This window comes from Streptomyces sp. NPDC111802, assembly GCF_055634335.1.
In genome coordinates this window covers 1-21,205 of sequence record NZ_JBVKCZ010000009.1, presented here as the reverse complement: position 1 = coordinate 21,205, position 21,205 = coordinate 1, and the positions used below count along the sequence as shown (strand labels likewise).

Sequence of the window (21,205 nt, the reverse complement as noted above, 5' to 3'; positions counted from 1 at the left end):
CAGGTCACTAACCTTGCTCCATGACAACGGCATTGATTACGGGATCGACCGCGGGCATCGGCGCCGCCTTCGCGCGGCGGCTGGCCGCCGACGGGCATGACCTCGTCCTGGTGGCCCGGGACACCAAGCGGCTGCGCGAACAGGCGACCGAACTGCACGACCGGCACGGCATCGAGGCCGAGGTGCTCACCGCCGACCTCGCCGAGGACACCGGCATCGAGACGGTCGCCACCCGCCTCGCCGACCGCAGGAACCCCGTCGACCTGCTGGTCAACAACGCCGGCTTCGGCAACAAGGGCCGCTACCTCGACGTCCCCATGGCCGACGAGCTCAAGATGCTCAAGGTGCACTGCGAGGCCGTACTGCGCCTGACGTCCGCGGCGACCGAGGCGATGCGGGAGCGGGGCCGCGGCGGCGTAGTGAACGTCGCGTCCGTGGCGGCCTTCGTACCGCGCGGGACGTACGGCGCCTCCAAGGCGTGGGTCGTGCAGTTCACGCAGGGGGCGGCGCGGGATCTGGCCGGGAGCGGGGTACGGTTGATGGCGCTGTGCCCCGGGTTCGTGCGGACCGAGTTCCATGAACGGGCCGGGATGGGCACGGACAACATTCCGGGGTGGATGTGGCTGGACGCGGACAAGCTGGTGGCGGCGGCGCTCGGGGATCTGGCGCGGGGGAAGTCGCTGTCGATTCCGGATCCTCGGTACAAGGTGCTGTTGGGGGCGGCGAAGTTGGTGCCTCGCGGGATGCTGGGCGGGATCAGTTCGCGGACCGGACGGAAGTACGGGCCGCAGTAGGGGCGTTGGGGCGCAATGGGTCCGTGCGGGCCGCTGTCGCCTGCTCCCTCGCGGTCGGCTCACGGCCACGCCGATGTCACCACCCGCCGAGACGGACCGTCTCCCCCCACACCCGCATGCCGTCATCATGCCGAGCGGCCAAGAGGCGCCGGGATGCCTCGGTGGGGACAATGGTTCTGTCCAGTCCCACCCAGCCCCACCGGGAGGCACCGGCGTCATGACCTTCGTGCAGCTCATCGATTGCAGGACCAGTCGGTTCGACGAGATGAACCGGCTGATGGACAGGTGGGTCGACCAGACCAAGGGGAAGCGGACGGCGACGCACGACATGATCGGGAAGGATCGGTCCGACTCGGCGCACTTCGTCGAGATCGTGGAGTTCCCGTCCTACGAAGACGCGATGCAGAATTCGAATCTGCCCGAGACCGATCGGATCTTCCAGGAGATGGTCGCGCTCTGCGACGAGGCGCCCACCTTCACCGATCTCGACGTCGTGCGGGACGAGCAGTTGAACGTGCTGGCCGCGCGGTCCTTCTTCGGGAACATGGGGCGGATGGCGCCGGAGCAGATCGGGGACCATCTCACCGACGACTACGTGGATCACGATCCGTCGTATCCGGAGCCGCTGCAGGGCGTCGCAGGGCTGCAGGAGCAGTACGCGGGCTGGCGGGCCGCCTTCGACTTCATGTTCCGGATCGACGATCAGCTGGCCCAGGGCGACCAGGTGTGCACGCGCTGGACATGGGCCGCGCGGCACAAGGGCGAGTTTCTCGGGATTCCCGCGACCGGGCAGGACGTGACCATGCAGGGCATGACCTGGCAACGGTTCCGGAACGGCAGGATCTGCGAGAGCCACTGGCTCTACGACCGGGCGGGTCTGCTGGAGCAGCTGGGGGTACTCGCTCAGTGAAGCCCGCGAAGGGGAAGGCCCCGGCCTCCGCGCATATGTGCGGGGGCCGGGGCCTTCTACGAGCGGCTTGGCTCAGTGGGCGTGGCCGTGCCCGTGGCCACCGGCGGCCGACTCCTCCTCTTCCTTCTTCTCGACGACCAGGGTCTCGGTCGTGAGGAGCAGGGAGGCGATGGAGGCGGCGTTCTCCAGGGCGGAACGGGTGACCTTGACCGGGTCGATGACGCCGGCCTTGACCAGGTCGCCGTACTCACCGGTCGCGGCGTTGAAGCCTTGGCCCTTGTCGAGCTCGGCGACCTTGGAGGTGATGACGTAGCCCTCCAGGCCGGCGTTCTCGGCGATCCAGCGCAGCGGCTCGACGGCGGCCTTGCGGACGACCGCGACACCGGTTGCCTCGTCGCCGGTCTTGCCGAGGTTGCCCTCGAGGACCTTCACGGCGTGGACCAGAGCGGAGCCACCACCGGAGACGATGCCCTCCTCGACCGCGGCGCGGGTCGCGGAGATGGCGTCCTCCAGGCGGTGCTTCTTCTCCTTCAGCTCCACCTCGGTGGCGGCGCCGACCTTGATCACGCACACGCCGCCGGCCAGCTTCGCGAGGCGCTCCTGGAGCTTCTCGCGGTCCCAGTCGGAGTCGGTGTTCTCGATCTCGGCCTTGATCTGGGCGACGCGGCCCTGCACGTCCTCGGACTTGCCGGCACCGTCGACGATCGTGGTGTCGTCCTTGGTGACGGTGATCCGGCGAGCGGAACCGAGCACCTCCAGGCCGACCTGGTCGAGCTTGAGGCCGACCTCCTCGGAGATGACCGTGGCGCCGGTGAGGGTCGCCATGTCCTGCAGCATCGCCTTGCGGCGGTCACCGAAGCCGGGGGCCTTGACCGCGACCGCGTTGAAGGTGCCGCGGATCTTGTTCACGACCAGGGTCGACAGGGCCTCGCCCTCGACGTCCTCGGCGATGATCAGCAGCGGCTTGGAGGCACCGGCCTGGATGACCTTCTCCAGCAGCGGCAGCAGATCGGCGATGGAGGCGATCTTGCCCTGGTTGATGAGGATGTAGGGGTCCTCGAGGACGGCCTCCATGCGCTCCTGGTCCGTCACGAAGTACGGCGACAGGTAGCCCTTGTCGAAGGCCATACCCTCGGTGAAGTCCAGCTCCAGGCCGAAGGTGTTGGACTCCTCGACGGTGATGACACCGTCCTTGCCGACCTTGTCCATCGCCTCGGCGATGAGCTCGCCGACCTGGCTGTCCTGGGCGGAGAGCCCGGCGACGGCGGCGATGTCCGACTTCTCGTCGATGGGGCGGGCCGAGGCCAGCAGCTCCTCGGAGACCGCGGCGACGGCGGCGTCGATGCCCTTCTTCAGGGCGGCCGGGGAGGCACCCGCGGCGACGTTCTTCAGGCCCTCGCGCACCAGCGCCTGGGCGAGCACGGTGGCGGTGGTGGTGCCGTCACCCGCGATGTCGTTGGTCTTGGTCGCCACCTCCTTCACCAGCTGGGCGCCGAGGTTCTCGTACGGGTCCTCGACCTCGACCTCACGGGCGATGGTGACGCCGTCGTTGGTGATGGTGGGCGCGCCGAACTTCTTGTCGATGACGACGTTGCGGCCCTTGGGGCCGATCGTCACCTTGACCGTGTCGGCCAGCTTGTTGACGCCGCGCTCGAGGGCGCGACGGGCGTCCTCGTCGAACTTCAGGATCTTCGCCATGACAGCGTGAGCCCTCTCGAATTCTGTGGGTTCAAAAAGACACTGCGCCCCGGGCGCCCGGCTTCTTTAAGTGGTCGCGGGGGGCCAGGGGCGCAGCTGGAAAAACTGAGGTGGTTCTACTTCTCGATGATCGCGAGCACGTCGCGAGCCGAGAGGACGAGGTACTCCTCGCCGTTGTACTTCACCTCGGTGCCGCCGTACTTGCTGTACAGCACGATGTCGCCGGTCTTGACGTCGAGCGGAAGACGCTCGCCGTTCTCGAAGCGGCCCGGGCCCACGGCCAGGACGACGCCCTCCTGGGGCTTCTCCTTGGCAGTGTCCGGGATGACCAGGCCAGAGGCGGTGGTCTGCTCGGCGTCGAGCGGCTGGACCACAATGCGGTCCTCAAGCGGCTTGATGGCAACCTTGGAGCTGGTGGTCGTCACGATCCGACCTCCCCCTTCGGAGATCTCACGGGGTTAACTGTCTGAGGTGGCGACCAGGTGGATCCGTCGTCGCGGGTGCCGGACCTGCCCGTCGCGTATTGGCACTCTCCAGTGGGGAGTGCCAGAGCCGAGACTATGACCGCGATTAGCACTCGGTCAAGCGGACTGCTAATTCCCTGCGGCGCGGCGCACCGGGTTGGCGCCAACCGGCAGCCCCCACTGGCGCAGACCGGCAGCCCGCACTACAGGTAGTCCTCCAGGCGCCCCACCGTCAGCCCACGCTCCTGGATCTCCCGCAGCAGCCTCGTCGTCCGCTCCCTCAGACTCAGTCCGGCCGGCTCCCCCGAAGGGACGGACACGATGTCGCCGGCGCTCAGCCGGACGGGTCCCTTCGCGTACGTCAGTTCGCCGTCGCCCTCCATCGCCGCCCGCCACAGCACGACCGCCGTCACACCGCAGTCGGCCGCCGCGCGGAGCGTGGTGGTGTCGTACGCGCCGTAGGGCGGGCGAAAGAAGCGGGGGCGGATGCCGAAGCGGGCGCGGAGTTTGTTCTGCTGGCCGCAGATCTCGACGCGCTGTCCGGCGTACGGAAGACCGCGCAGGGCTGCGTGGTCGAGGGTGTGGTTCTGGATCGACGCGCCGACCGCGCGCAGTCGCGCGAAGTGGCCGTAGCCCGGTCCGACCACGCTGTCCGTGAGGAACATGCTGACCGGCAGCCGTAGTTCACGGACCATGTCGACGAAGCGCGGGTCCTTCTCGGCGCCGTCGTCGTAGGTGAGGAAGACGACCTTGTGGGGCGTGCGGACGCGGTGGACCACGGGCAGCGGGTCGCCGGACGGCCACGGCGGTCTCCGCGCGGGCGGCGACGGGGGCGCGGGCAGCGGGGCGCTCAGACCCCAGTGGCGGTACGGCTGCGCTGCCGTGTGCGTCGAGTTCTTCGCCGACCGTGCCGCGCGCTCGGATCGCCCTCCACGGGGGTCGGCCGTATCCCCGGCGCCGCCGCAACCGGCGAGCAGAGCGGACGCCAGGACCATGGCGGCGAGCGCCCGCGCCCCCGGCGCCGACCTCACAGGTAGTCCTCCAGCCGGGCCACCGCGTACCCCTCGGCCGTCACCTTGTTCAGGAACCGGCGGATCATGTCGGGCATTGTGCCCTTCCAGTCCTCCCTGCCCCGGAAGTGACTGAGCACGATGTCACCCGGTCGGACCTTCCGGTCCGGCTCGCGGTACTCCCAGTGGTCGACGAACACCTCCGCGTTCCACAGCGGGACGTACTCGACACCGCAGGACTTCGCGGCGCGCAGGGTGTCCCGGTCGTAGTTGCCGTAGGGCGGGCGGAAGAGCAACGGGCGCTTGCCGTAGCGCTCCGCGATGACCTCCTGCATGCCGCAGATCTCAAACTGTTGACCGCGGTAGGAGAGGGCCGGGAGGTAGGGGTGATGGAGGGTGTGGTTGTTCAGGACCACGCCACGGCGCTGCATCCGCTTGAAGTAGCCGTAGTCGTCCTTGATCAGGTAGTTGCTGAGGAAGGCGGTGTACGGCACCCGCAGATCGCTCATCATCCGCAGGAACGTCGGGTCCTTCTCGGCGCCGTCGTCGATGGTGAGGAAGACGACCCGCTGTCGGGTCGGGACGGTCGTGAAGACGGGCGGGAGGCCGAGTTCCTCGTGCCCGTCGACCTCGAAGCCGTCACGCGTGGTGATCCTCGCCTTCTTGGCAGGGGGCGGCGGGGGCGCGAGCGGGACCCTTTCCAGGCGCCAGCGCCGGGCGGCGGCGACCCGGGCGGCGTGTGCCTCCCGGGCGGACTGGACCTCCTTGGCCTGCGGGTCCTCAGTGACCACCGGGGGAGGCGCCTTGAGGGGCCGCCGGCTCGCGGTGGGACCCGCGGCCTCGGATCCGCCGCCGGCCCCCGATTCCCCTGGGACCCCCACTCCGCCGGGCTGCGCACAGCCGGAGGCCACGGCGGCCGCGGCGAGCCCGGCGATGACACCGTGGACGCGTGAACGCCGGGTCGTCCACTGACCGCGCCGCACCACCGCTGCCCCATTTCGGGGACTTTTGTCATTTTGTACTACTAGTTGCATGGAGCCGGATCTTGGCAGGCTCCCGCCCCGAACCCGGGCCGACACCGCGGCAGTCGCCGGACCATCCACCGACTGGCCCACAGAGCGGGCGGCGCACCGCGTGGCCCATTCCCATTGATCGACCCATCGGCCCATTGGCCGCCTGGCCCCTTGAGCGGGCAGCAGGCCGTCTGGCCGACAATGACCCGGTGAATGACCACCTCGCCGCCTTCGCCTCCCTCCTCACCCCCGAGGGCCGCGCCCTCCTCGACGCCGTCCGCGACACCGACCCCGCCGACGAACTCGCCGTCGCCACCAGGCTGCGCCGCGAGCATCCCGCCGAACTGGTGTCGGCGGCCCTCGGACAGGCGCGGCTGCGGCAGCGGGCGGTGGCGAAGTTCGGCGCGGCGGACGCGGGGCGGATGTTCTTCACGCCGAACGGGGTGGAGCAGTCGACGCGGGCGAGCGTGGCGACGTATCGGACCGAGCGCTTCCAGGCGACCGGGGTACGGTCCGTCGCCGACCTGTGCTGCGGCATCGGAGGCGACGCGATCGCGCTGGCGCGGGCCGGGATCCGGGTGCTGGCGGTGGACCGGGATCCGGTGACGGCGGCGGTGGCCCGGGCGAACATGGCGGCGCTGGGGCTCGGGGAACTGGTCGAGGTGCGGGAGGCGGACGTCACCGAGGTGGACACGAGCGGCTACGACGCCGTGTTCGTCGACCCCGCCCGGCGCGGCGGCCGCGGGCGGGTCTTCGATCCCGAGGCGTACTCACCGCCGCTGTCGTGGGCCGTGGAAGCGGCGCGCAAGGCCCCTCGCGCCGCGCTGAAGATCGCGCCCGGCATCCCCCACGAGGCGATTCCCGACGACGCCGAGGCCGAGTGGATCTCGGACGGCGGGGACGTGAAGGAGGCGGTGCTGTGGTTCGGCACCGACCCCGGGGCGGTGCGGGCCACCCTGCTGCCGGGCCCGCGCTCACTGCTCTCCCGCGGCCTCCCCGACCCCGAAGTCCGCCCCGTCGGACGGTACTTGTACGAGCCCGACGGCGCCGTCATCCGCGCCCACCTGGTCGCCGAGGTCGCCGACGCGCTGGACGGCGGGCTGATCGACGCGACCATCGCGTACGTCACGGCGGACGAACCGCGGCCGACGCCGTATGCGACGGCGTACGAGATCACCGATCAGCTCCCCTTCAACGTCAAGAAGCTGAAGGCGCTGCTGCGGGAGCGTGAGGTCGGGATCCTGACCGTGAAGAAGCGGGGGTCGGCGGTCGAGCCGGAGGAACTGCGGAAGAAGGTCAAGCCGCAGGGACCCAACTCGGCGACCGTGTTCCTGACCCGGGTGGCGGGGGCGCCGACGATGCTGGTCGGGCGCCCGGCGTAGTCACGCCCCGGCGTCCGCCGCCCGCCTCAGCAGCATCTCCCGCTCCGGCTCGTTCCGCGTCAGCGTCGCCGCGCGCTCGAGTTCCGCCCGTGCCTCCGCCGTACGGCCGAGACGCAGCAGCAGGTCGCCGCGGACGCTGGGCAGCAAGTGGTAGTCCCGCAGGGCCGGTTCGGTGGCGATGGTGTCGACGATCTCCAGGGCGGGCCCCGGACCCTCGGCCATCGAGACGGCGACGGCACGGTTCAACTCCACCACCGGGGAGGGGGAGCGGGCGGCCAGGAGGGCGTACAGCGTCGCGATGGTCCGCCAGTCGGTCTCCTCGTACGTGTACGCGTGCGCGTGGCAGGCGGCGATGGCGGCCTGGAGGACGTACGGGCCGGGGGCGCCCGTGGCTGCGGCCTCCGCGCGGGACAGGGCCGTGATGCCGCGGGCGATGAGCATGCGGTTCCAGCGGCTGCGGTTCTGGTCCTTGAGGAGGATCGGTTCGCCGGACGGGCCGGTGCGGGCCGCCGCGCGGGACGCCTGGAACTCCAGGAGGGCGGTCAGGGCGTGCACCTCCGGCTCCTTCGGCATCAGCCCGGACAGCAGCCGGGCCAGCCGCAGCGCGTCCTCGCACAGCGCCGGGCGCAGCCAGTCGTCGCCGGCCGTGGCCGCGTACCCCTCGTTGAAGATCAGGTAGATGACGTCGAGCACCGAGCCGACGCGGGCCTCGCGGTCGGGGCCGTACGGGACCTCGAAGGCGATGTTCTTCGTCGCGAGCGTGCGCTTGGCGCGGACGATGCGCTGGGCGACCGTCGCCTCCGGCACCAGGAACGCGCGGGCGATCTCCGGTGTCGTCAGGCCGCCGAGCAGACGCAGGGTGAGGGCGATACGGGCCTGCGGCGACAGCACCGGGTGACAGGCGGTGAAGACCAGGCGGAGCAGGTCGTCGTCGATGTCGTCGGGGTCATGCAGGGCAGAGGGCTCTTCCGGCGGTGCGGTCGTCTCCAGGTCGCGGCCGATCTCCGCGAGCTTGCGGGCGTAGTTCTCGCGGCGCCGGATCAGGTCCACGGCGCGGTGCTTGGCGGCGGCCATGAGCCAGGCGCCGGGGTTGTCCGGGACGCCGTCCCGGGGCCACTGCTCCAGCGCGGCGACCAGCGCGTCCTGCGCCAGCTCCTCGGCGATGCCGACATCGCGGACTATGCGGGTGACGGTGGCGATGACACGCGGGGACTCGATACGGAAGACGGTCTCGACGGTCGCGGCCGTGTCGAGGGCACCCGTGGTGCCGCGGGTGTCTGCGGTGGGCTGGGGCTGCGGTTCCACAACCCACCATCAGACACCCGTACGGCTACAGAGCCAAGGAACCGGCTCAGCCCTCGGCGATCTCCCGCACCTCGCAGGTCACCGTCCACTCCTCGCCGTGCACCTTGACGAACCGCTTGGTCCACTCCAGGGCCTCGGCCATGTCCTTGCACTGCATGAGCGCGTAGCCGCCGATGACCTCCTTGGACTCGGTGAAGGGACCGTCGGTGACGGAGATCTTTCCGCCCTCCCAGTGCACGCGGCTGCCCTGCGCGGGCGGCGTCAGTCCGGCCGTGTCGAGCATGACGCCGGCCTTGGTGATCTCCTCCAGCAGCTCGCCCATCCGCTGCATCAGCTCGGGGCTCGGGCCCTCGGCGGGGGCGGTGGACTCGTCGATCTTCACGAGCGACAGGTAGCGGGGCATGGTGGCTCCTCGGTGGTGCGGGGCCGGGTCCTTCCCGGCCTCTCACCCCTGCGTCGATCGGCGGACCACCGGATCGACACGCTCCCCCGGATTTCTCCGAAGATCTTTTCCAGCGGCCTCTCTCACCAATCTTTCGCGCCGGTCTCTCTCACCGCAGCGACTCCCACAGCTCCCCCGCCGCCGGCTCCCGTGCCACCACCCGGTTGCGGTCCGACGCCGCCGGCACCACCGGCATGGTCACCGTCCGTACCGCGTCCGACGACAGACCCCGAAGGCTCTGACCCAGGCTGACCAGCTCGCCCAGCGAGTCCAGGCCGGTGTCGGTCGTCAGGCCGGCCGTCACCGCGTCGGCGGCCCGGTACAGCTTGGCGGGGTCGGTGAGGAGGGACGTGGCGGATATCTGGTCCAGGAGGGCCTTCACCAGTTGCTGCTGGAGGCCGATACGACCGAGATCGCTGCCGTCGCCGATGCCGTGCCGGGTGCGGGCCAGGGCGAGGGCCGTCTTGCCGTCGAGGTGATGGGTGCCGGCGTTCAGGGTCAGGTGGCTGTCCTCGTCGTCGATGTCCTCGTCCGTGGTGACCGTGACGCCGCCCAGCGCGTCGACCAGATTCGCGAAGCCCGAGAAGTCGATCTCGATGTAGTGGTCCATGCGTATGTTCGTGATCGACTCGACGGTCTTGACCGCGCATACCGGGCCGCCGATCGCGTACGCGCTGTTGAACATGGAGTTGTACGACACCTCGGTCGAACCCCCCGACGGCAGCGGGCAGGACGGGCGGGTGACCAGGGTGTCGCGCGGGACGCTGACGACCGTGGCCCGTGTACGGCCGGCGTAGAGGTGGACCACCATCGCCGTGTCGGAGCGGGCGCCGGTGCTGCTGCCGCCGCCCAGTTCCCGGTTCTCCGCGCCGCTGCGCGAATCCGAGCCCAGGACCAGGATGTTCAGGGCCCCGGTGGGCAGCGGGGACGCCGAGGGGGACGGGGCCGTCATCGGCCTCGGCGGACGGTTGTCGCCGAGGGCGCTGTCGATGTCGACGCTCTTGATGTTGTCGTTGAGGTGCCAGTAGACCCAGCCCGCCGCGGCGACGGCCAGGACCAGCGTGCCCGCGAGGAGGAGGCCGACGGTCCTGAGCGCTGTGGACCGCCGGCCGAGGTGTCTGGCGTCGTCCCCGTCCGTTTCCCGCCCGTTCGCGCCGAGTCCCGTCATACGCAGGAACGTACGTCCGATTTATTACGGGCAGCGCCGCCAGACCGCCTTTCTTCGGAAATTCTCAGACTTCCCGACGAAACCGCCCTCACTAGGGACAGCGAAAGTTTCGGCGATGTAACCGACTGACTTCGGTGCGGCGTGGAGTGCCCCGCAACAACCCGCCAATACGGCAACAGGCCTCTCCCGCTAAACCGCCGACGGCTCCCCCGTACTGCTGCGCACCACCAGGCTGGTCGCCAGCTCCACCCGCGTCGCCACCGGCGCCCCCTCCTCCCGCGCGAGGTCGAGCACCAGCTTCGCCGCGGCCTCGGCCATCTCCGTCAGCGGCTGCCGTACGGTCGTCAGCGGCGGCCCCACCCAGCGGGCGATGGGCAGATCGTCGAAGCCGACGACGCTCAGGTCCTCCGGGATCCGCAGCCCCAGCTCGCGCGCGGCCTCGTACAGCCCGAGCGCCTGGAGGTCGTTGCCGGCGAAGACGGCGGTCGGCCGGTCCGGGCGGCGCAGCAGTTCCAGGCCCTGCCGGTAGCCGGTCTCGTGATGGAAGTCGCCGGGCCTGACCAGGTCGGGGTCGACCGGGAGTCCGGCCGTCTCCAGGGCGGCGCGGTAGCCGTCGACGCGGGCGCGGCTGCACATCATGCGGGACGGCCCGGTGATCGCGCCGATCCTGCGGTGCCCCAGCTCGACCAGATGCCGGGTGGCGGCCAGCCCGCCCTGCCAGTTGGTCGCCCCGATCGACGGCACGTCGGCGCCCGGGTCGCCCGCCGGGTCCATCACCACGAACGGGATCGAACGGCTGGTCAGCAGCGCGCGCTGGGACTCGTCGAGGCCGGACAGCACGAGGATCACACCGTGCGGGCGACGGGCGGCGACCTGGTCGGCCCAGGTGCGCCCGGGGGTCAGCCGCCCCGCGCTCTCGCTCAGCACCACACTCAACCCCGCGTCGCGGGCCACGTTCTCCACGCCCCGGATGACCTCCATCGCCCACGCGCTCTCCAACTCGTGGAAGACCAGGTCGATGAGGGGGGAACGGCTCGCCTCGGCCCGCCGTCGGCGGTAGCCGTGGGCGCGCAGGAGTTCCTCGACGCGGGTGCGGGTGGCCGGGGCGACGTCGGCACGTCCGTTGAGGACCTTCGAAACAGTCGGCGCGGACACTCCGGCCTCGCGGGCGATCTCGGCGAGGGTCGCGGTCTGCGTCGACCGGCCGGTGGTCGCCGCCGTCGTCGCGGTCGTCCGGGTTTCCGACGTTGTCGACCGGCTTTTCGACACTGTCGTCCGGCTTGCTGCGGGCTCACGGGCAGTCATGGCGGCGATCGTATCCCTGCGCGACCTCTTGACGAACCCTTCTTACCGGCCCTAGGTTCCCGGAACATTCGAGGTGAATAACGAAACATTCGTGAGTGGGCCCTCGCCCCGACAGGAGTTTCATGACCACCGACCCCTGGCGCGACCCCGCCCTGCCCGCCGCCGCCCGCGTAGACGACCTCCTCTCCCGGATGACCCTGGAGGAGAAGACCGCCCAGTTGTACGGCGTGTGGGTGGGCGCCGCCACGGACGGCGAGGCACGGGCCGAGGGAGTCGCCCCGCACCAGCACGACATGACCGCCGACTACGACTGGACCGAGCTGATCACCCACGGCCTGGGCCAGCTCACCCGCTCCTTCGGCACCGCCCCCGTGGACCCGGCGCTGGGCGCGCAGGCATTGGCCCGCGCCCAGCGCCGTATCGCCGAGGCGGGTCGGTTCGGCATCCCGGCGGTGGCCCACGAGGAGTGCCTCGCCGGCTTCACGGCCTGGCAGGCCACCGCGTACCCCATACCGCTGGCCTGGGGAGCGTCCTTCGACCCCCCGCTCATCGAGGAGATGGCCCGGCGCATCGGCCAGGACCTGCGCTCGGTCGGCGTCCACCAGGGTCTCGCGCCGGTCCTGGACGTCGTACGCGATCCCCGCTGGGGCAGGGTCGAGGAGACGATCGGCGAGGACCCGTATCTGACCGGCACCATCGGCGCGGCGTACGTCCGGGGCCTGGAGTCGGCCGGCGTCATCGCGACGCTCAAGCACTTCGCCGGGTACGCGTCCTCGGCGGGCGCGCGCAATCTGGCGCCGGTGCGGGCGGGTGTGCGGGAGCTCGCGGACGTGACGTTCCCTCCCTTCGAGATGGCGCTGCGCGAGGGCGGGGCGCGGTCGGTGATGGCGGCGTACAACGAGACGGACGGGGTGCCGGCGTCGGCGGACCCGGGACTGCTGACGGAACTCCTCCGGGAGGGCTGGGGCTTCACGGGCACGGTGGTCGCCGACTACTTCGGCATCGGCTTCCTGGAGACGCTGCACCGGGTGGCGGGCAGCCCGGCGGAAGCGGCGCAGGTGGCGCTGGCGGCGGGTATCGATGTGGAACTCCCGACCCTGAAGTGCTACGGGAAGCCGCTGCTGGAGGCGGTCCGGGCGGGCGGGATCCCGGAGGAACTGGTGGACCGGGCCGCGCGCCGGGTGCTGCTCCAGAAGTGCGAGCTCGGCCTCCTGGACGAGGACTGGGCCCCCGAGCCGACGGGCTCGCGGATCGACCTGGACTCCCCCGCGAACCGGGCGCTGGCGCGGCGGGTGGCGGAGGAGTCGGTGGTGTTGCTGGACAACCCGGACGGCGTCCTGCCGCTGCCCCCCGACGCTCGTATCGCGGTGGTGGGCCCGCGCGCGGCCGACGCCCTGGCGATGCTGGGCTGCTACTCCTTCCCCTCCCACGTCCTCACGCACCACCCCGAGGTGCCGATGGGCATCGAGATCCCGACGGTCCTGGAGGCCCTGCGCGCCGAACTCCCCGACGCCAAGGTGACGTTCGCGGAAGGGTGCGGGGTCTCGGACCCGGACACGGCGGGCTTCGAGGAGGCGGTTGCGCGGGCGTCGGAGGCAGATGTGTGCCTGGCGGTGCTGGGCGACCGGGCGGGGTTGTTCGGGCGGGGCACGTCGGGCGAGGGCTGCGATGTGACGGACCTGCGGCTGCCGGGGGCGCAGGGCGAGCTGCTGGACGCGTTGGTGGCGACGGGCGTCCCGGTGGTGCTGGTGCTGCTGACCGGCCGACCGTATGCGCTGGGGCGCTGGCAGGGGCGGCTGGCGGCGGTCGTCCAGGCGTTCTTCCCCGGGGAGGAGGGCGGGCCGGCGGTGGCGGGAGTGCTGTCGGGGCGGGTGAATCCCTCGGGGCGGCTGCCGGTGAGTGTGCCTCGGGAGCCCGGGGGGCAGCCCTGGACGTATCTTCAGCCGCCGTTGGGGCTGGCGGGGGAGGTGAGCAATCTGGATCCGACGCCGTTGTACGCGTTCGGGCACGGCAGGTCGTACACGTCGTTCGCGTGGGAGGACTTCCAGGGGACGGCGTCGGAGATCACCACGGACGGCACGTACGACCTCTCGCTCACCGTCCGCAACGCGGGGGAGCGCGCGGGGGCCGAGGTCGTCCAGCTGTATCTGCACGACCCGGTGGCGTCGGTCACTCGGCCGGATGTGCGGCTGATCGGGTATCAGCGGGTGGAGTTGGGGGTGGGCGAGGCGCGGCGGGTGACGTTCCGCTTCCATGCGGATCTGTCGTCGTTCAGCGACCGGTCGGGGCGGAGGGTGGTCGAACCGGGGGTGCTGGAGCTGCGGGTGGGGGCGTCCAGCGGGGATGTGCGGCATACGGAACGGCTGAACCTCACCGGGCCGATCCGGAGGCCGGGACCGGATCGGTGGCTCCGATGCGAGTCGGAGACACGGGCTCTTTCCTGACCCGGCCGAGCCTCGTCCCCTGTGGCCGACGGCGGACCGGCCGGGTCAGGCATCCACCGACTCGAACCGCCACCGATGCACCGCCCGAGTCACCAACTCCCCCTTGGGCTCAGGAAGTTCAGGCAACTCCGCGTCGTACTCCGCGTCCCACCAGGTGATGACGAGAACCCGGTCCTCCGGCGCCCGAAACGTCTCCCACCGCAGCGGCCGTACGCCCAACTCCCGCGCCCGCGCCCCGGCCCACGCGAGCAGCTCCTCACCCCGCCCCACAGCCGCCCGCGCCTCCCACATCAACGCGACCGTCACGAGTACAGGTTCTCCTTGCTGACCTCGTGCACATGGTCGTGAGAGTGGTCGGTGCCCGGCACGTGAGGATCCGTCACCGGCAGCGACGAGTCCGCCGACAGGTCCCAGCTCGACGCGGCCCGATTGCGCGCCACCATCTCCGCCCCGAGCGCCGCCACCATCGCGCCGTTGTCCGTGCACAGCTTCGGCCGCGGCACCCGGAGCCGGATACCGGCCGCCTCGCACCGCTCCTGCGCCATCGCCCGCAGCCGGGAGTTGGCGGCCACACCGCCGCCGATCATCAGATGGTCGACGCCCTCGTCCCTGCAGGCCCGTACGGCCTTGCGGGTGAGCACATCGACGACCGCCTCCTGGAAGGAGGCCGCCACATCACGCACCGGCACCTCCTCCCCCGCCGCCCGCTTCGCCTCGATCCAGCGGGCGACAGCCGTCTTCAACCCCGAGAAGGAGAAGTCGTACGCCGGGTCGCGCGGCCCGGTCAGTCCGCGCGGGAAGGCGATCGCGTCCGGGTCGCCCTCGCGGGCGTACCGGTCGATGACCGGACCGCCGGGGAAGCCCAGGTTCAGCACCCGGGCGATCTTGTCGAAGGCCTCGCCCGCGGCGTCGTCGATGGTCGCGCCGAGCGGCCGTACGTCCGAGGTGATGTCGGTCGACAGCAGCAGCGACGAGTGGCCGCCGCTCACCAGCAGCGCCATCGTCGGCTCCGGCAGCGCGCCGTGCTCCAGCTGGTCCACGCAGATGTGGGAGGCCAGGTGGTTGACGCCGTAGAGCGGCTTGCCCAGCGCGTAGGCGTACGCCTTCGCCGCCGACACGCCGACCAGCAGCGCGCCCGCGAGGCCCGGACCGGCGGTCACCGCGATGCCGTCCAGGTCGCGGGCGCTCACCCCGGCCTCCTTCAGCGCGCGGTCGATGGTCGGGACCATCGCCTCCAGGTGCGCCCGTGAGGCGACCTCGGGCACGACACCGCCGAAGCGGGCGTGGTCGTCGACGCTGGAGGCGATGGCGTCGGCGAGCAGGGTGGTACCGCGGACGATGCCGACACCGGTCTCGTCACAGGAGGTCTCGATGCCGAGGACGAGGGGAACGTCCCGCGAGTCAGCCATTGATCTCGGTTCCTTGTACGGAGTTTTCGGGGGCGGTCAGTCGCATCACCAGGGCGTCCACGTTCCCCGGCTGGTAGTAGCCGCGTCTAAAGCCGATGGCCTCGAAGCCGAAGCGCTCGTAGAGCTTCTGCGCGCGGACGTTGTCCACGCGGCACTCCAGCATCACTTCGGCGCACTCGAAGTCGGTGGCGGCGCGGAGGAGTTCGGTGAGGAGACGGCCGCCGAGACCCGTGCCCCAGTGGTCGCGGGCGACGGCGATGGTCTGGATGTCGGCGAGGTCCCCGGCGGAGGTGAGGCCGGCGTAGCCCACGACCCGGTCGGGCCCCTCGGCGACGACATAGCGCCGGGTCGCCTCGGGGCCGCGCGCATGGGCCAGCTCGGACCAGAACATGCCCCGGGACCAGGCGTCCTCGGGAAACAGGTCCTTCTCCAGCTCCAGCACGCGGTCGATGTCCCACCAGCGCATCTCGCGCAGCACGGGGCCGGAGGGAGCGGCGGAAGAGGTTACGGGTCCGGTCACTTGGGGGTGACCACCTTGTAGTTCTTGGGGACCTGGGCGTCGGGCCGGCGCAGATACAGCGGCCGGGGCGCGGGGAGTTCCTCGCCCGCCGCCAGCTTCTCGGCGGCCAGACCCGCGAGCGCCGCCGCCGACACATGCTCGGGTTCGTGGGCGCTGGGGAAGGTGTCGGGGTACAGCAGCGCGCCCGCGCCGACGGCGGGCAGTCCGGCGACCTGGTCGGCGATGTCGGCGGGCCGGTCGACGGCCGGGTCGGTCAGGCGGGTGCGGGAGTCGGCGTACCGCGCCCAGTAGACCTCCTTGCGCCGGGCGTCGGTCGCGACGACGAAGGGGCCCTTCTCGATGTCGGCGGCGTAGGCGAGGGCGTCCAGTGTGCACAGGCCGTGCACGGGGACGCCGAGGACGAGCCCGAAGGTGTCGGCGGTCATCAGTCCGACGCGCAGTCCGGTGTACGGGCCGGGTCCGATGCCTACGACGATGCCGGTGACGGCGTCGAGCTTCACACCGGCCTCGGCGAGGACGCGGTCGACGGCCGGCAGCAGCAGCTCGCCGTGCCGGCGCGCGTCCACCTGGCTCGACGAGGCGATGACGTCCGTACCGTCGTGCAGCGCGACGGTGACGGCGGGGGTGGCGGTATCCAGAGCGAGCAAGAGCACGCAAACAGCCTACGGCGCTCACGGCTCGGGAAGCGCCGCCCCGGTGCGTCGGTCACTGGCTGCTACGGTCGGGCTGGATCACGACATACGACGCGAATGCTGAGGTGGGCGACGGTGGCAACAAGCAGCTCCGGACTTGTCGCGGGGCTCACCGCTGTCGCCCTCGGGACCGTCGGCTTCCTCGCCTTCCAGGCCTCGGCGACCGTCCCGGCCGACCTGAGCAGGCCGCGCGCCGCCGGCTCACTCGAGGTGAGTACCTCCAAAGTGCCCCGCGACAAGAAGGAGCCGGACTCGCTGCCGACCGGGTCCGGTACGGGACAGCGGGTCGTGTACTCGGTGGACGACGACCGGGTGTGGCTGGTCGACGGGGCCGGCAAGGTCAAGCGGACGTTCCGCGTCACCCCCGGATCGGTCGACCCGCTCACGGGCGTCTACACGGTGACCTCCCGCTCCAACATGGCCACCGGCACCGAGGGCACCCCCGTCGAGCACGTCGTCCGCTTCGCGACCGTGGACGGGGTGACCATCGGCTTCAGCACGGCCGTCCAGAGCGCGTCACCCCTTCCCAACCCCAACCCGACCTTGCGGACGGGCGGCATCCGGGAATCGCGGGCGGACGGCGACGCGATGTGGGACTTCGCGACGATCGGACGGCCAGTGGTCGTGATCCACTGAACAGACGGTTCGGCAACGCCCCAAGGGGCGCGGGGACAGCAACCGCCCATCACCGCACCGCCGGCGGAGCGCTACGCGGCTTCGCGCTGCCCTTGATCGGCGGACGACCGGGGCGTCTCCGTGTCGGGGACGCGGGGCGGAGTGGAGATCACGTTCGCGGCGGCGCCGGCGGCCAGCAGGTCGCGCATGGACACCCCGGCAACCACCTGGGGCCGCTGCTGGACCTTGTTCTCCGATGCCGGCATGGACGCCTCCTGGGGGCCGGGGGCGGACGTAGTTAGGTACACCTAACTACGAGCTGGGTACCATGTGACCACGCACAAGACCAGGAACGCAATATCTTGCCGACGTCTTGTCGGAATGTTCATGAGGGGCGGGGAGGCTCACCGGCCCACCCCGCTCATCACGCCGACAGCACGCTCAGATCCACCGCGGCCCAGCGCTCTCCGAGGCCGGTCACCGTCACATGCCGTACCTCGTCCGTCGTGTCACCGACGGTCCGGTGGATGACGACCTGGAGCCGTTCCTCGGTCAGGTCCTCGACCTTGCCCTCGCCCCACTCCACGACGATCACCGACTCGGGCAGCGAGACATCCAGGTCGAGGTCCTCCATCTCGTCCAGGCCGCCGGACAGCCGGTAGGCGTCGACGTGGACGAGCGGCGGACCGTCGCCGAGGGACGGGTGCACCCGGGCGATCACAAAGGTCGGGGAGGTGACCGCTCCTCTGACCCCCATCCCCTCGCCGAGCCCACGCGTCAGCGTCGTCTTGCCCGCGCCGAGCTCCCCGCTCAGCATCAGAAGGTCGCCGGCGCGCAGCAGCTTGGCGAGTCGGCGGCCCAGCTCCCGCATCTGTTCGGGAGAGGTGACGGTCAGCTCGAGGTCACCCGCGTTGTGCGGGGCTGCTGGTGCTTCCATAGCCACTAACCGTAGCCCCTGCGGGCACGGCGCCCGCCCGGGTGAGCAGGTCGGCCATACGGTCCGTGACCACCTCTGGGTGCTCCAGCATCACCAGGTGGCCGGCGTCCGGCACGAGGACCAGCTCGGCCTCCGGGAGCAGATCGGCGATGGCCTCGCTGTGCTCACTGGGGGTGACGAGGTCGCCCACGCCGGCCAGCACGAGCACCGGCATGTCCGTGAACAGGGCGAGCGCCTCGGTCTTGTCGTGGTCGGTGAAGGCCGGGTAGAACTCCGCGACCACGTCGATCGGCGTCCCCTCGATCATCCGCTCGGCGAACCGGGCGACGGCCGGGTCGACGTCCCGGGACGAGAAGGAGTACCGCTTGATGATCCCGGCGAACAGGTCGGCGGTGGCCCGGCGCCCCTTCTCCACCAGCTCGGCCCGCTGGCCCAGCGCCCTGAGCACGCCCGGCAGCACGCGCCGTACCGCGTTCACCCCGGCGACGGGCAGCCCGAAGTTGACCTCGCCGAGCTTCCCGGACGACGTACCGACGAAGGCGGTGGCGACCACCCGCTCACGGATCAGCTCGGGGTACTGGTCGGCCAGTGCCATGATCGTCATCCCGCCCATGGAGTGCCCGACCAGCACGAGCGGCCCCTCCGGCGCGGCCGCGTCGATGACGGCCTTCAGGTCGCGCCCGAGCTGCTCGATGTCGACGTGCTTGCCCTCCTGCGTCTGGGCGACCCCGCGCCCGGAGCGGCCGTGGCTGCGCTGGTCCCAGTGCACGGTGCGCACGACGCCGCGGAGCGCGGCCCGCTGGAAGTGCCAGGAGTCCTGGCTGAGGCAGTAGCCGTGGCTGAAGACGACGGTGACCGGGGCGGGCGCCTTGCGCCCGAAGAGCCGTCGCCGGCGCGGGGTGAGGGTGGGGGCGGCCTCGGGGTCGACGTCGTCGACCTCGTAGTACAGCTCGGTGCCGTCGTCGGCCTGCGCCTTGCCGGGCGTGCCGCGCAGCGAGCCGTACGGTCCCGCCGAGTCGAGGGCGAGCCGGGCCTTCTGCCGCATGCCGCGGCCCACCGTCATCCGCTCTATGGCGACGCCGGCCGCCGCGCCCGCCGCGATCACGCCTATCGCCGCGCCGGCGATGCCGGTCGCCCTGCGCCAGTTCGCGGCCGCCCCCGTGGCGGAGGCGACGGCCGCGACGGCCTCCGCGCTGCTCTCGCTCACGTACCGCTCCTCTTCGCTGGGTTGTGCCGGTCTGTCGGTGTGATGCCGGGTCCGTTGGTTTGATGCCCGGGGTCTCGTTCTGATGCCCAGAACGGGTTACCCGTCTCGTTCCTCATTCACATAACCGCATTCGGACGGACGCATCACATTGCCCGCGTCACATAGCCGCATCACGAAGACGCATCACATGGGCGCGTCACACGTACGCACCACACGAACGCACCACGCGGACGCACCAAACCGACCCATCACACGTACGGGCACACGGCCACATCACTCGGACGCATTCCTAGAGACGTAGACGCGTGGAACGCGCGTTCCGATCCGCGTGACGATTTCGTACGCGATGGTCCCGGCCGCCTGCGCCCAGTCCTCGGCGGTGGGCTCACCGCGGTCGCCGGGCCCGAACAGCACGGCCTCGGCACCCGGCTCGGGCTCGTCCCCGCCCAGGTCGACGACGAACTGGTCCATCGCGATCCGTCCCGCGACCGTCCGCCATTTACCGCCGACCAGCACGGGCCCCGAGCCGGAGGCGTGCCGCGGGATGCCGTCCGCGTAGCCGAGGGGGACCAGGCCGAGGGTTGTCTTGCCCGGGGTGAGGTAGGTGTGGCCGTAGCTGACGCCGTGGCCCGCCGGCACGTGCTTGACCAGCGCGAGGGACGCCGAGAGCGTCATCACCGGCCGCAGCCCGAAGTCGGCCGCGCTGCCGAGCTCGGGGCTGGGCGAGATGCCGTAGGTCGCGATGCCCGTGCGCACCAGGTCGAAGTGGCTCTCCGGGAGGGTGAGCGTGGCGGGCGAGTTGGCGATGTGCCGCACCTCGGGCCGCACGCCCTGCCCCTCGGCGTACGACACCATCTCGCGGAAGACGTCGAGCTGGGCGGCGATGGAGGGATGGCCGGGCTCGTCGGCGCAGGCGAAGTGCGACCAGAGCCCGGTGACACGGATCAGCCCGTCGGCCTCCGCCCGCAGGGCTTCCCGGACCAGCTCGGCCCAGTCCTCACCCGGCTGGCAGCCGTTGCGCCCGAGCCCGGTGTCGGCCTTGAGCTGCACGCGCGCGGGGGCGCCGGCCTGCCGGGCGGCCTCGGTGACCTCCCGCAGGGCCCACATCCCGCTCACGGAGACGTCGACGTCGGCCTCGATGGCCTCCCGCCAGGGCCCGCCCGGCGTCCACAGCCAGCACATGATCCGCATGCCGCGCAGCCCGGCGGCCCGCAGCACGAGGGCCTCCTCCGGCGTGGCCGTACCCAGCCACTCGGCACCCGCCTCGACGGCCGCGCGGGCACAGGGCACCGCCCCATGGCCGTACGCGTCCGACTTCACGACGGCCATCAGGGCCGCGCCCGGCGCGAGGGCGCGCAGGGTCCGCACATTGGCCCGCAGGGCGGCCAGATCGATCTCGGCGCGGGCTCGCAGGGGCGCGGTCCGCAGGGCTGTTGTCTCTGTCATCGCGCCCCCAGTGTCTCAGAGCGCTCCGACAACGCGGCCGAGCCGGGCCCCCCTCGGCCGACGGGGCTAGTACTGCAACGGTGCTTGTTCTGATTGCTGGGCAGTTTCAGGGACTGTGTCCGCGTCGTTTGTAGTGGCTGATGCGGGCTTGGTGCTGGCGTCGTCGTCGCCAGTGCGACCAGTGCAGGATGTGGTCGATGGGTGTGAGGCGGCGGTCGGTGAGGCGGGTGATCAGGCGTCGAATCTCGGCGAGGCTGAGGTGAATGAGCTGGGAGGATCCGTTTCTGCTTTGTCCGTGTCCAGCTCCCGTGCCCGCAGGACGGTCAGGCAGGCATGAGCGGCCATGGCGAGGGTCATGTGGCGGTGCCAGCCGGGATAGCGGCGGACCTGGTAGTCGTCCAGGCCGCATTCCTGCTTCGCGGTCTGGAAGCATTCCTCGACAGC

At 71.1% G+C, this 21,205-nt stretch carries 21 protein-coding genes and 1 pseudogene; 5 read left to right on the top strand and 17 right to left on the bottom strand.

Annotated elements, in window-relative coordinates; translation table 11 throughout:
- The first annotated feature begins 20 nt into the window (after positions 1–20).
- Positions 21–794, top strand: coding sequence for an SDR family NAD(P)-dependent oxidoreductase (locus ACZ7NC_RS11890; protein WP_471487218.1), 774 nt, complete (start codon positions 21–23; stop codon positions 792–794).
- Positions 795–1,011: 217 nt separating this feature from the next.
- Positions 1,012–1,704, top strand: a complete 693-nt coding sequence (locus tag ACZ7NC_RS11885; protein ID WP_471487216.1) for an ester cyclase — start codon at positions 1,012–1,014, stop codon at positions 1,702–1,704.
- Positions 1,705–1,776: 72 nt separating this feature from the next.
- On the opposite strand, the gene groL is transcribed toward ACZ7NC_RS11885, so the two are convergent.
- From groL to ACZ7NC_RS11865, 4 genes are all read right to left on the bottom strand, one after another.
- A complete protein-coding gene (gene groL / locus ACZ7NC_RS11880) occupies positions 1,777–3,402 on the bottom strand; it encodes a chaperonin GroEL (protein ID WP_471487214.1) in 1,626 nt (541 codons plus the stop codon).
- A 116-nt stretch (positions 3,403–3,518) separates the two neighbouring features.
- Positions 3,519–3,827 (bottom strand): co-chaperone GroES, encoded by a 309-nt coding sequence (gene groES / locus ACZ7NC_RS11875; protein WP_003998759.1) that lies wholly within the window; start codon positions 3,825–3,827, stop codon positions 3,519–3,521.
- A gap of 242 nt (positions 3,828–4,069) precedes the next feature.
- Positions 4,070–4,861, bottom strand: coding sequence for a polysaccharide deacetylase family protein (locus ACZ7NC_RS11870; RefSeq protein ID WP_471487522.1), 792 nt, complete (start codon positions 4,859–4,861; stop codon positions 4,070–4,072).
- 32 nt (positions 4,862–4,893) lie between these two features.
- Positions 4,894–5,910 (bottom strand): polysaccharide deacetylase family protein, encoded by a 1,017-nt coding sequence (locus ACZ7NC_RS11865; RefSeq protein ID WP_471487212.1) that lies wholly within the window; start codon positions 5,908–5,910, stop codon positions 4,894–4,896.
- Positions 5,911–6,098: 188 nt separating this feature from the next.
- Here ACZ7NC_RS11865 and ACZ7NC_RS11860 point away from each other — a divergent pair, with 188 nt between their 5' ends.
- Complete coding sequence (locus tag ACZ7NC_RS11860; protein ID WP_471487210.1) at positions 6,099–7,271, top strand: THUMP-like domain-containing protein; 1,173 nt, start codon at positions 6,099–6,101, stop codon at positions 7,269–7,271.
- Here ACZ7NC_RS11860 and ACZ7NC_RS11855 read toward each other — a convergent pair whose 3' ends face one another.
- The 4 genes from ACZ7NC_RS11855 to ACZ7NC_RS11840 form a co-directional block, all read right to left on the bottom strand.
- Positions 7,272–8,576, bottom strand: coding sequence for an RNA polymerase sigma factor (locus tag ACZ7NC_RS11855; protein ID WP_471487208.1), 1,305 nt, complete (start codon positions 8,574–8,576; stop codon positions 7,272–7,274). It lies immediately after the preceding gene.
- Between the two features lie 46 nt (positions 8,577–8,622).
- Positions 8,623–8,979, bottom strand: coding sequence for a YciI family protein (locus ACZ7NC_RS11850; RefSeq protein WP_471487206.1), 357 nt, complete (start codon positions 8,977–8,979; stop codon positions 8,623–8,625).
- 148 nt (positions 8,980–9,127) lie between these two features.
- The gene (locus ACZ7NC_RS11845) at positions 9,128–10,186 is read right to left on the bottom strand and encodes an LCP family protein (RefSeq protein WP_471487204.1); all 1,059 of its coding nucleotides are present in this window, start codon (positions 10,184–10,186) and stop codon (positions 9,128–9,130) included.
- A gap of 189 nt (positions 10,187–10,375) precedes the next feature.
- Positions 10,376–11,491 (bottom strand): LacI family DNA-binding transcriptional regulator, encoded by a 1,116-nt coding sequence (locus ACZ7NC_RS11840; RefSeq protein ID WP_471487202.1) that lies wholly within the window; start codon positions 11,489–11,491, stop codon positions 10,376–10,378.
- A 122-nt stretch (positions 11,492–11,613) separates the two neighbouring features.
- On the opposite strand from ACZ7NC_RS11840, the gene ACZ7NC_RS11835 reads away from it, so the two are divergent.
- Entirely contained in the window at positions 11,614–13,935 is a 2,322-nt protein-coding gene (locus ACZ7NC_RS11835) for a beta-xylosidase/alpha-l-arabinosidase (RefSeq protein WP_471487200.1), read from the top strand.
- Positions 13,936–13,980: 45 nt separating this feature from the next.
- Here ACZ7NC_RS11835 and ACZ7NC_RS11830 read toward each other — a convergent pair whose 3' ends face one another.
- From ACZ7NC_RS11830 to tsaB, 4 genes are read right to left on the bottom strand one after another with little or no spacing between them, the layout of a single operon-like run.
- Positions 13,981–14,241: a hypothetical protein gene (locus tag ACZ7NC_RS11830; protein ID WP_471487198.1), complete on the bottom strand. Its 261-nt coding sequence runs from the start codon at positions 14,239–14,241 to the stop codon at positions 13,981–13,983.
- Positions 14,238–15,344, bottom strand: coding sequence for a tRNA (adenosine(37)-N6)-threonylcarbamoyltransferase complex transferase subunit TsaD (tsaD, locus tag ACZ7NC_RS11825; RefSeq protein WP_471487196.1), 1,107 nt, complete (start codon positions 15,342–15,344; stop codon positions 14,238–14,240). The genes ACZ7NC_RS11830 and tsaD overlap by 4 nt, the downstream gene beginning before the upstream one ends.
- Positions 15,337–15,810 carry a ribosomal protein S18-alanine N-acetyltransferase gene (gene rimI, locus ACZ7NC_RS11820; RefSeq protein ID WP_471487521.1) on the bottom strand — a complete coding sequence of 158 codons (474 nt, stop codon included), beginning with the start codon at positions 15,808–15,810 and terminating at the stop codon, positions 15,337–15,339. The genes tsaD and rimI overlap by 8 nt, the downstream gene beginning before the upstream one ends.
- A gap of 50 nt (positions 15,811–15,860) precedes the next feature.
- A complete protein-coding gene (gene tsaB / locus ACZ7NC_RS11815; protein WP_471487194.1) occupies positions 15,861–16,517 on the bottom strand; it encodes a tRNA (adenosine(37)-N6)-threonylcarbamoyltransferase complex dimerization subunit type 1 TsaB in 657 nt (218 codons plus the stop codon).
- A 114-nt stretch (positions 16,518–16,631) separates the two neighbouring features.
- Here tsaB and ACZ7NC_RS11810 point away from each other — a divergent pair, with 114 nt between their 5' ends.
- Positions 16,632–17,192 carry a hypothetical protein gene (locus ACZ7NC_RS11810; protein WP_471487192.1) on the top strand — a complete coding sequence of 187 codons (561 nt, stop codon included), beginning with the start codon at positions 16,632–16,634 and terminating at the stop codon, positions 17,190–17,192.
- Between the two features lie 71 nt (positions 17,193–17,263).
- On the opposite strand, the gene ACZ7NC_RS11805 is transcribed toward ACZ7NC_RS11810, so the two are convergent.
- The 5 genes and pseudogenes from ACZ7NC_RS11805 to ACZ7NC_RS11785 form a co-directional block, all read right to left on the bottom strand.
- The gene (locus tag ACZ7NC_RS11805; protein WP_471487190.1) at positions 17,264–17,437 is read right to left on the bottom strand and encodes a hypothetical protein; all 174 of its coding nucleotides are present in this window, start codon (positions 17,435–17,437) and stop codon (positions 17,264–17,266) included.
- Positions 17,438–17,595: 158 nt separating this feature from the next.
- Positions 17,596–18,108 carry a tRNA (adenosine(37)-N6)-threonylcarbamoyltransferase complex ATPase subunit type 1 TsaE gene (gene tsaE / locus ACZ7NC_RS11800; protein WP_471487188.1) on the bottom strand — a complete coding sequence of 171 codons (513 nt, stop codon included), beginning with the start codon at positions 18,106–18,108 and terminating at the stop codon, positions 17,596–17,598.
- On the bottom strand, positions 18,074–19,315 hold the full coding sequence (locus ACZ7NC_RS11795) for an alpha/beta fold hydrolase (RefSeq protein ID WP_471487186.1): 1,242 nt from the start codon (positions 19,313–19,315) through the stop codon (positions 18,074–18,076). The genes tsaE and ACZ7NC_RS11795 overlap by 35 nt, the downstream gene beginning before the upstream one ends.
- Before the next feature lie 273 nt (positions 19,316–19,588).
- A complete protein-coding gene (gene alr / locus ACZ7NC_RS11790; protein WP_471487184.1) occupies positions 19,589–20,761 on the bottom strand; it encodes an alanine racemase in 1,173 nt (390 codons plus the stop codon).
- Positions 20,762–20,992: 231 nt separating this feature from the next.
- Positions 20,993–21,205 (bottom strand): annotated as a pseudogene (locus ACZ7NC_RS11785) (IS701 family transposase); the annotation flags it as partial.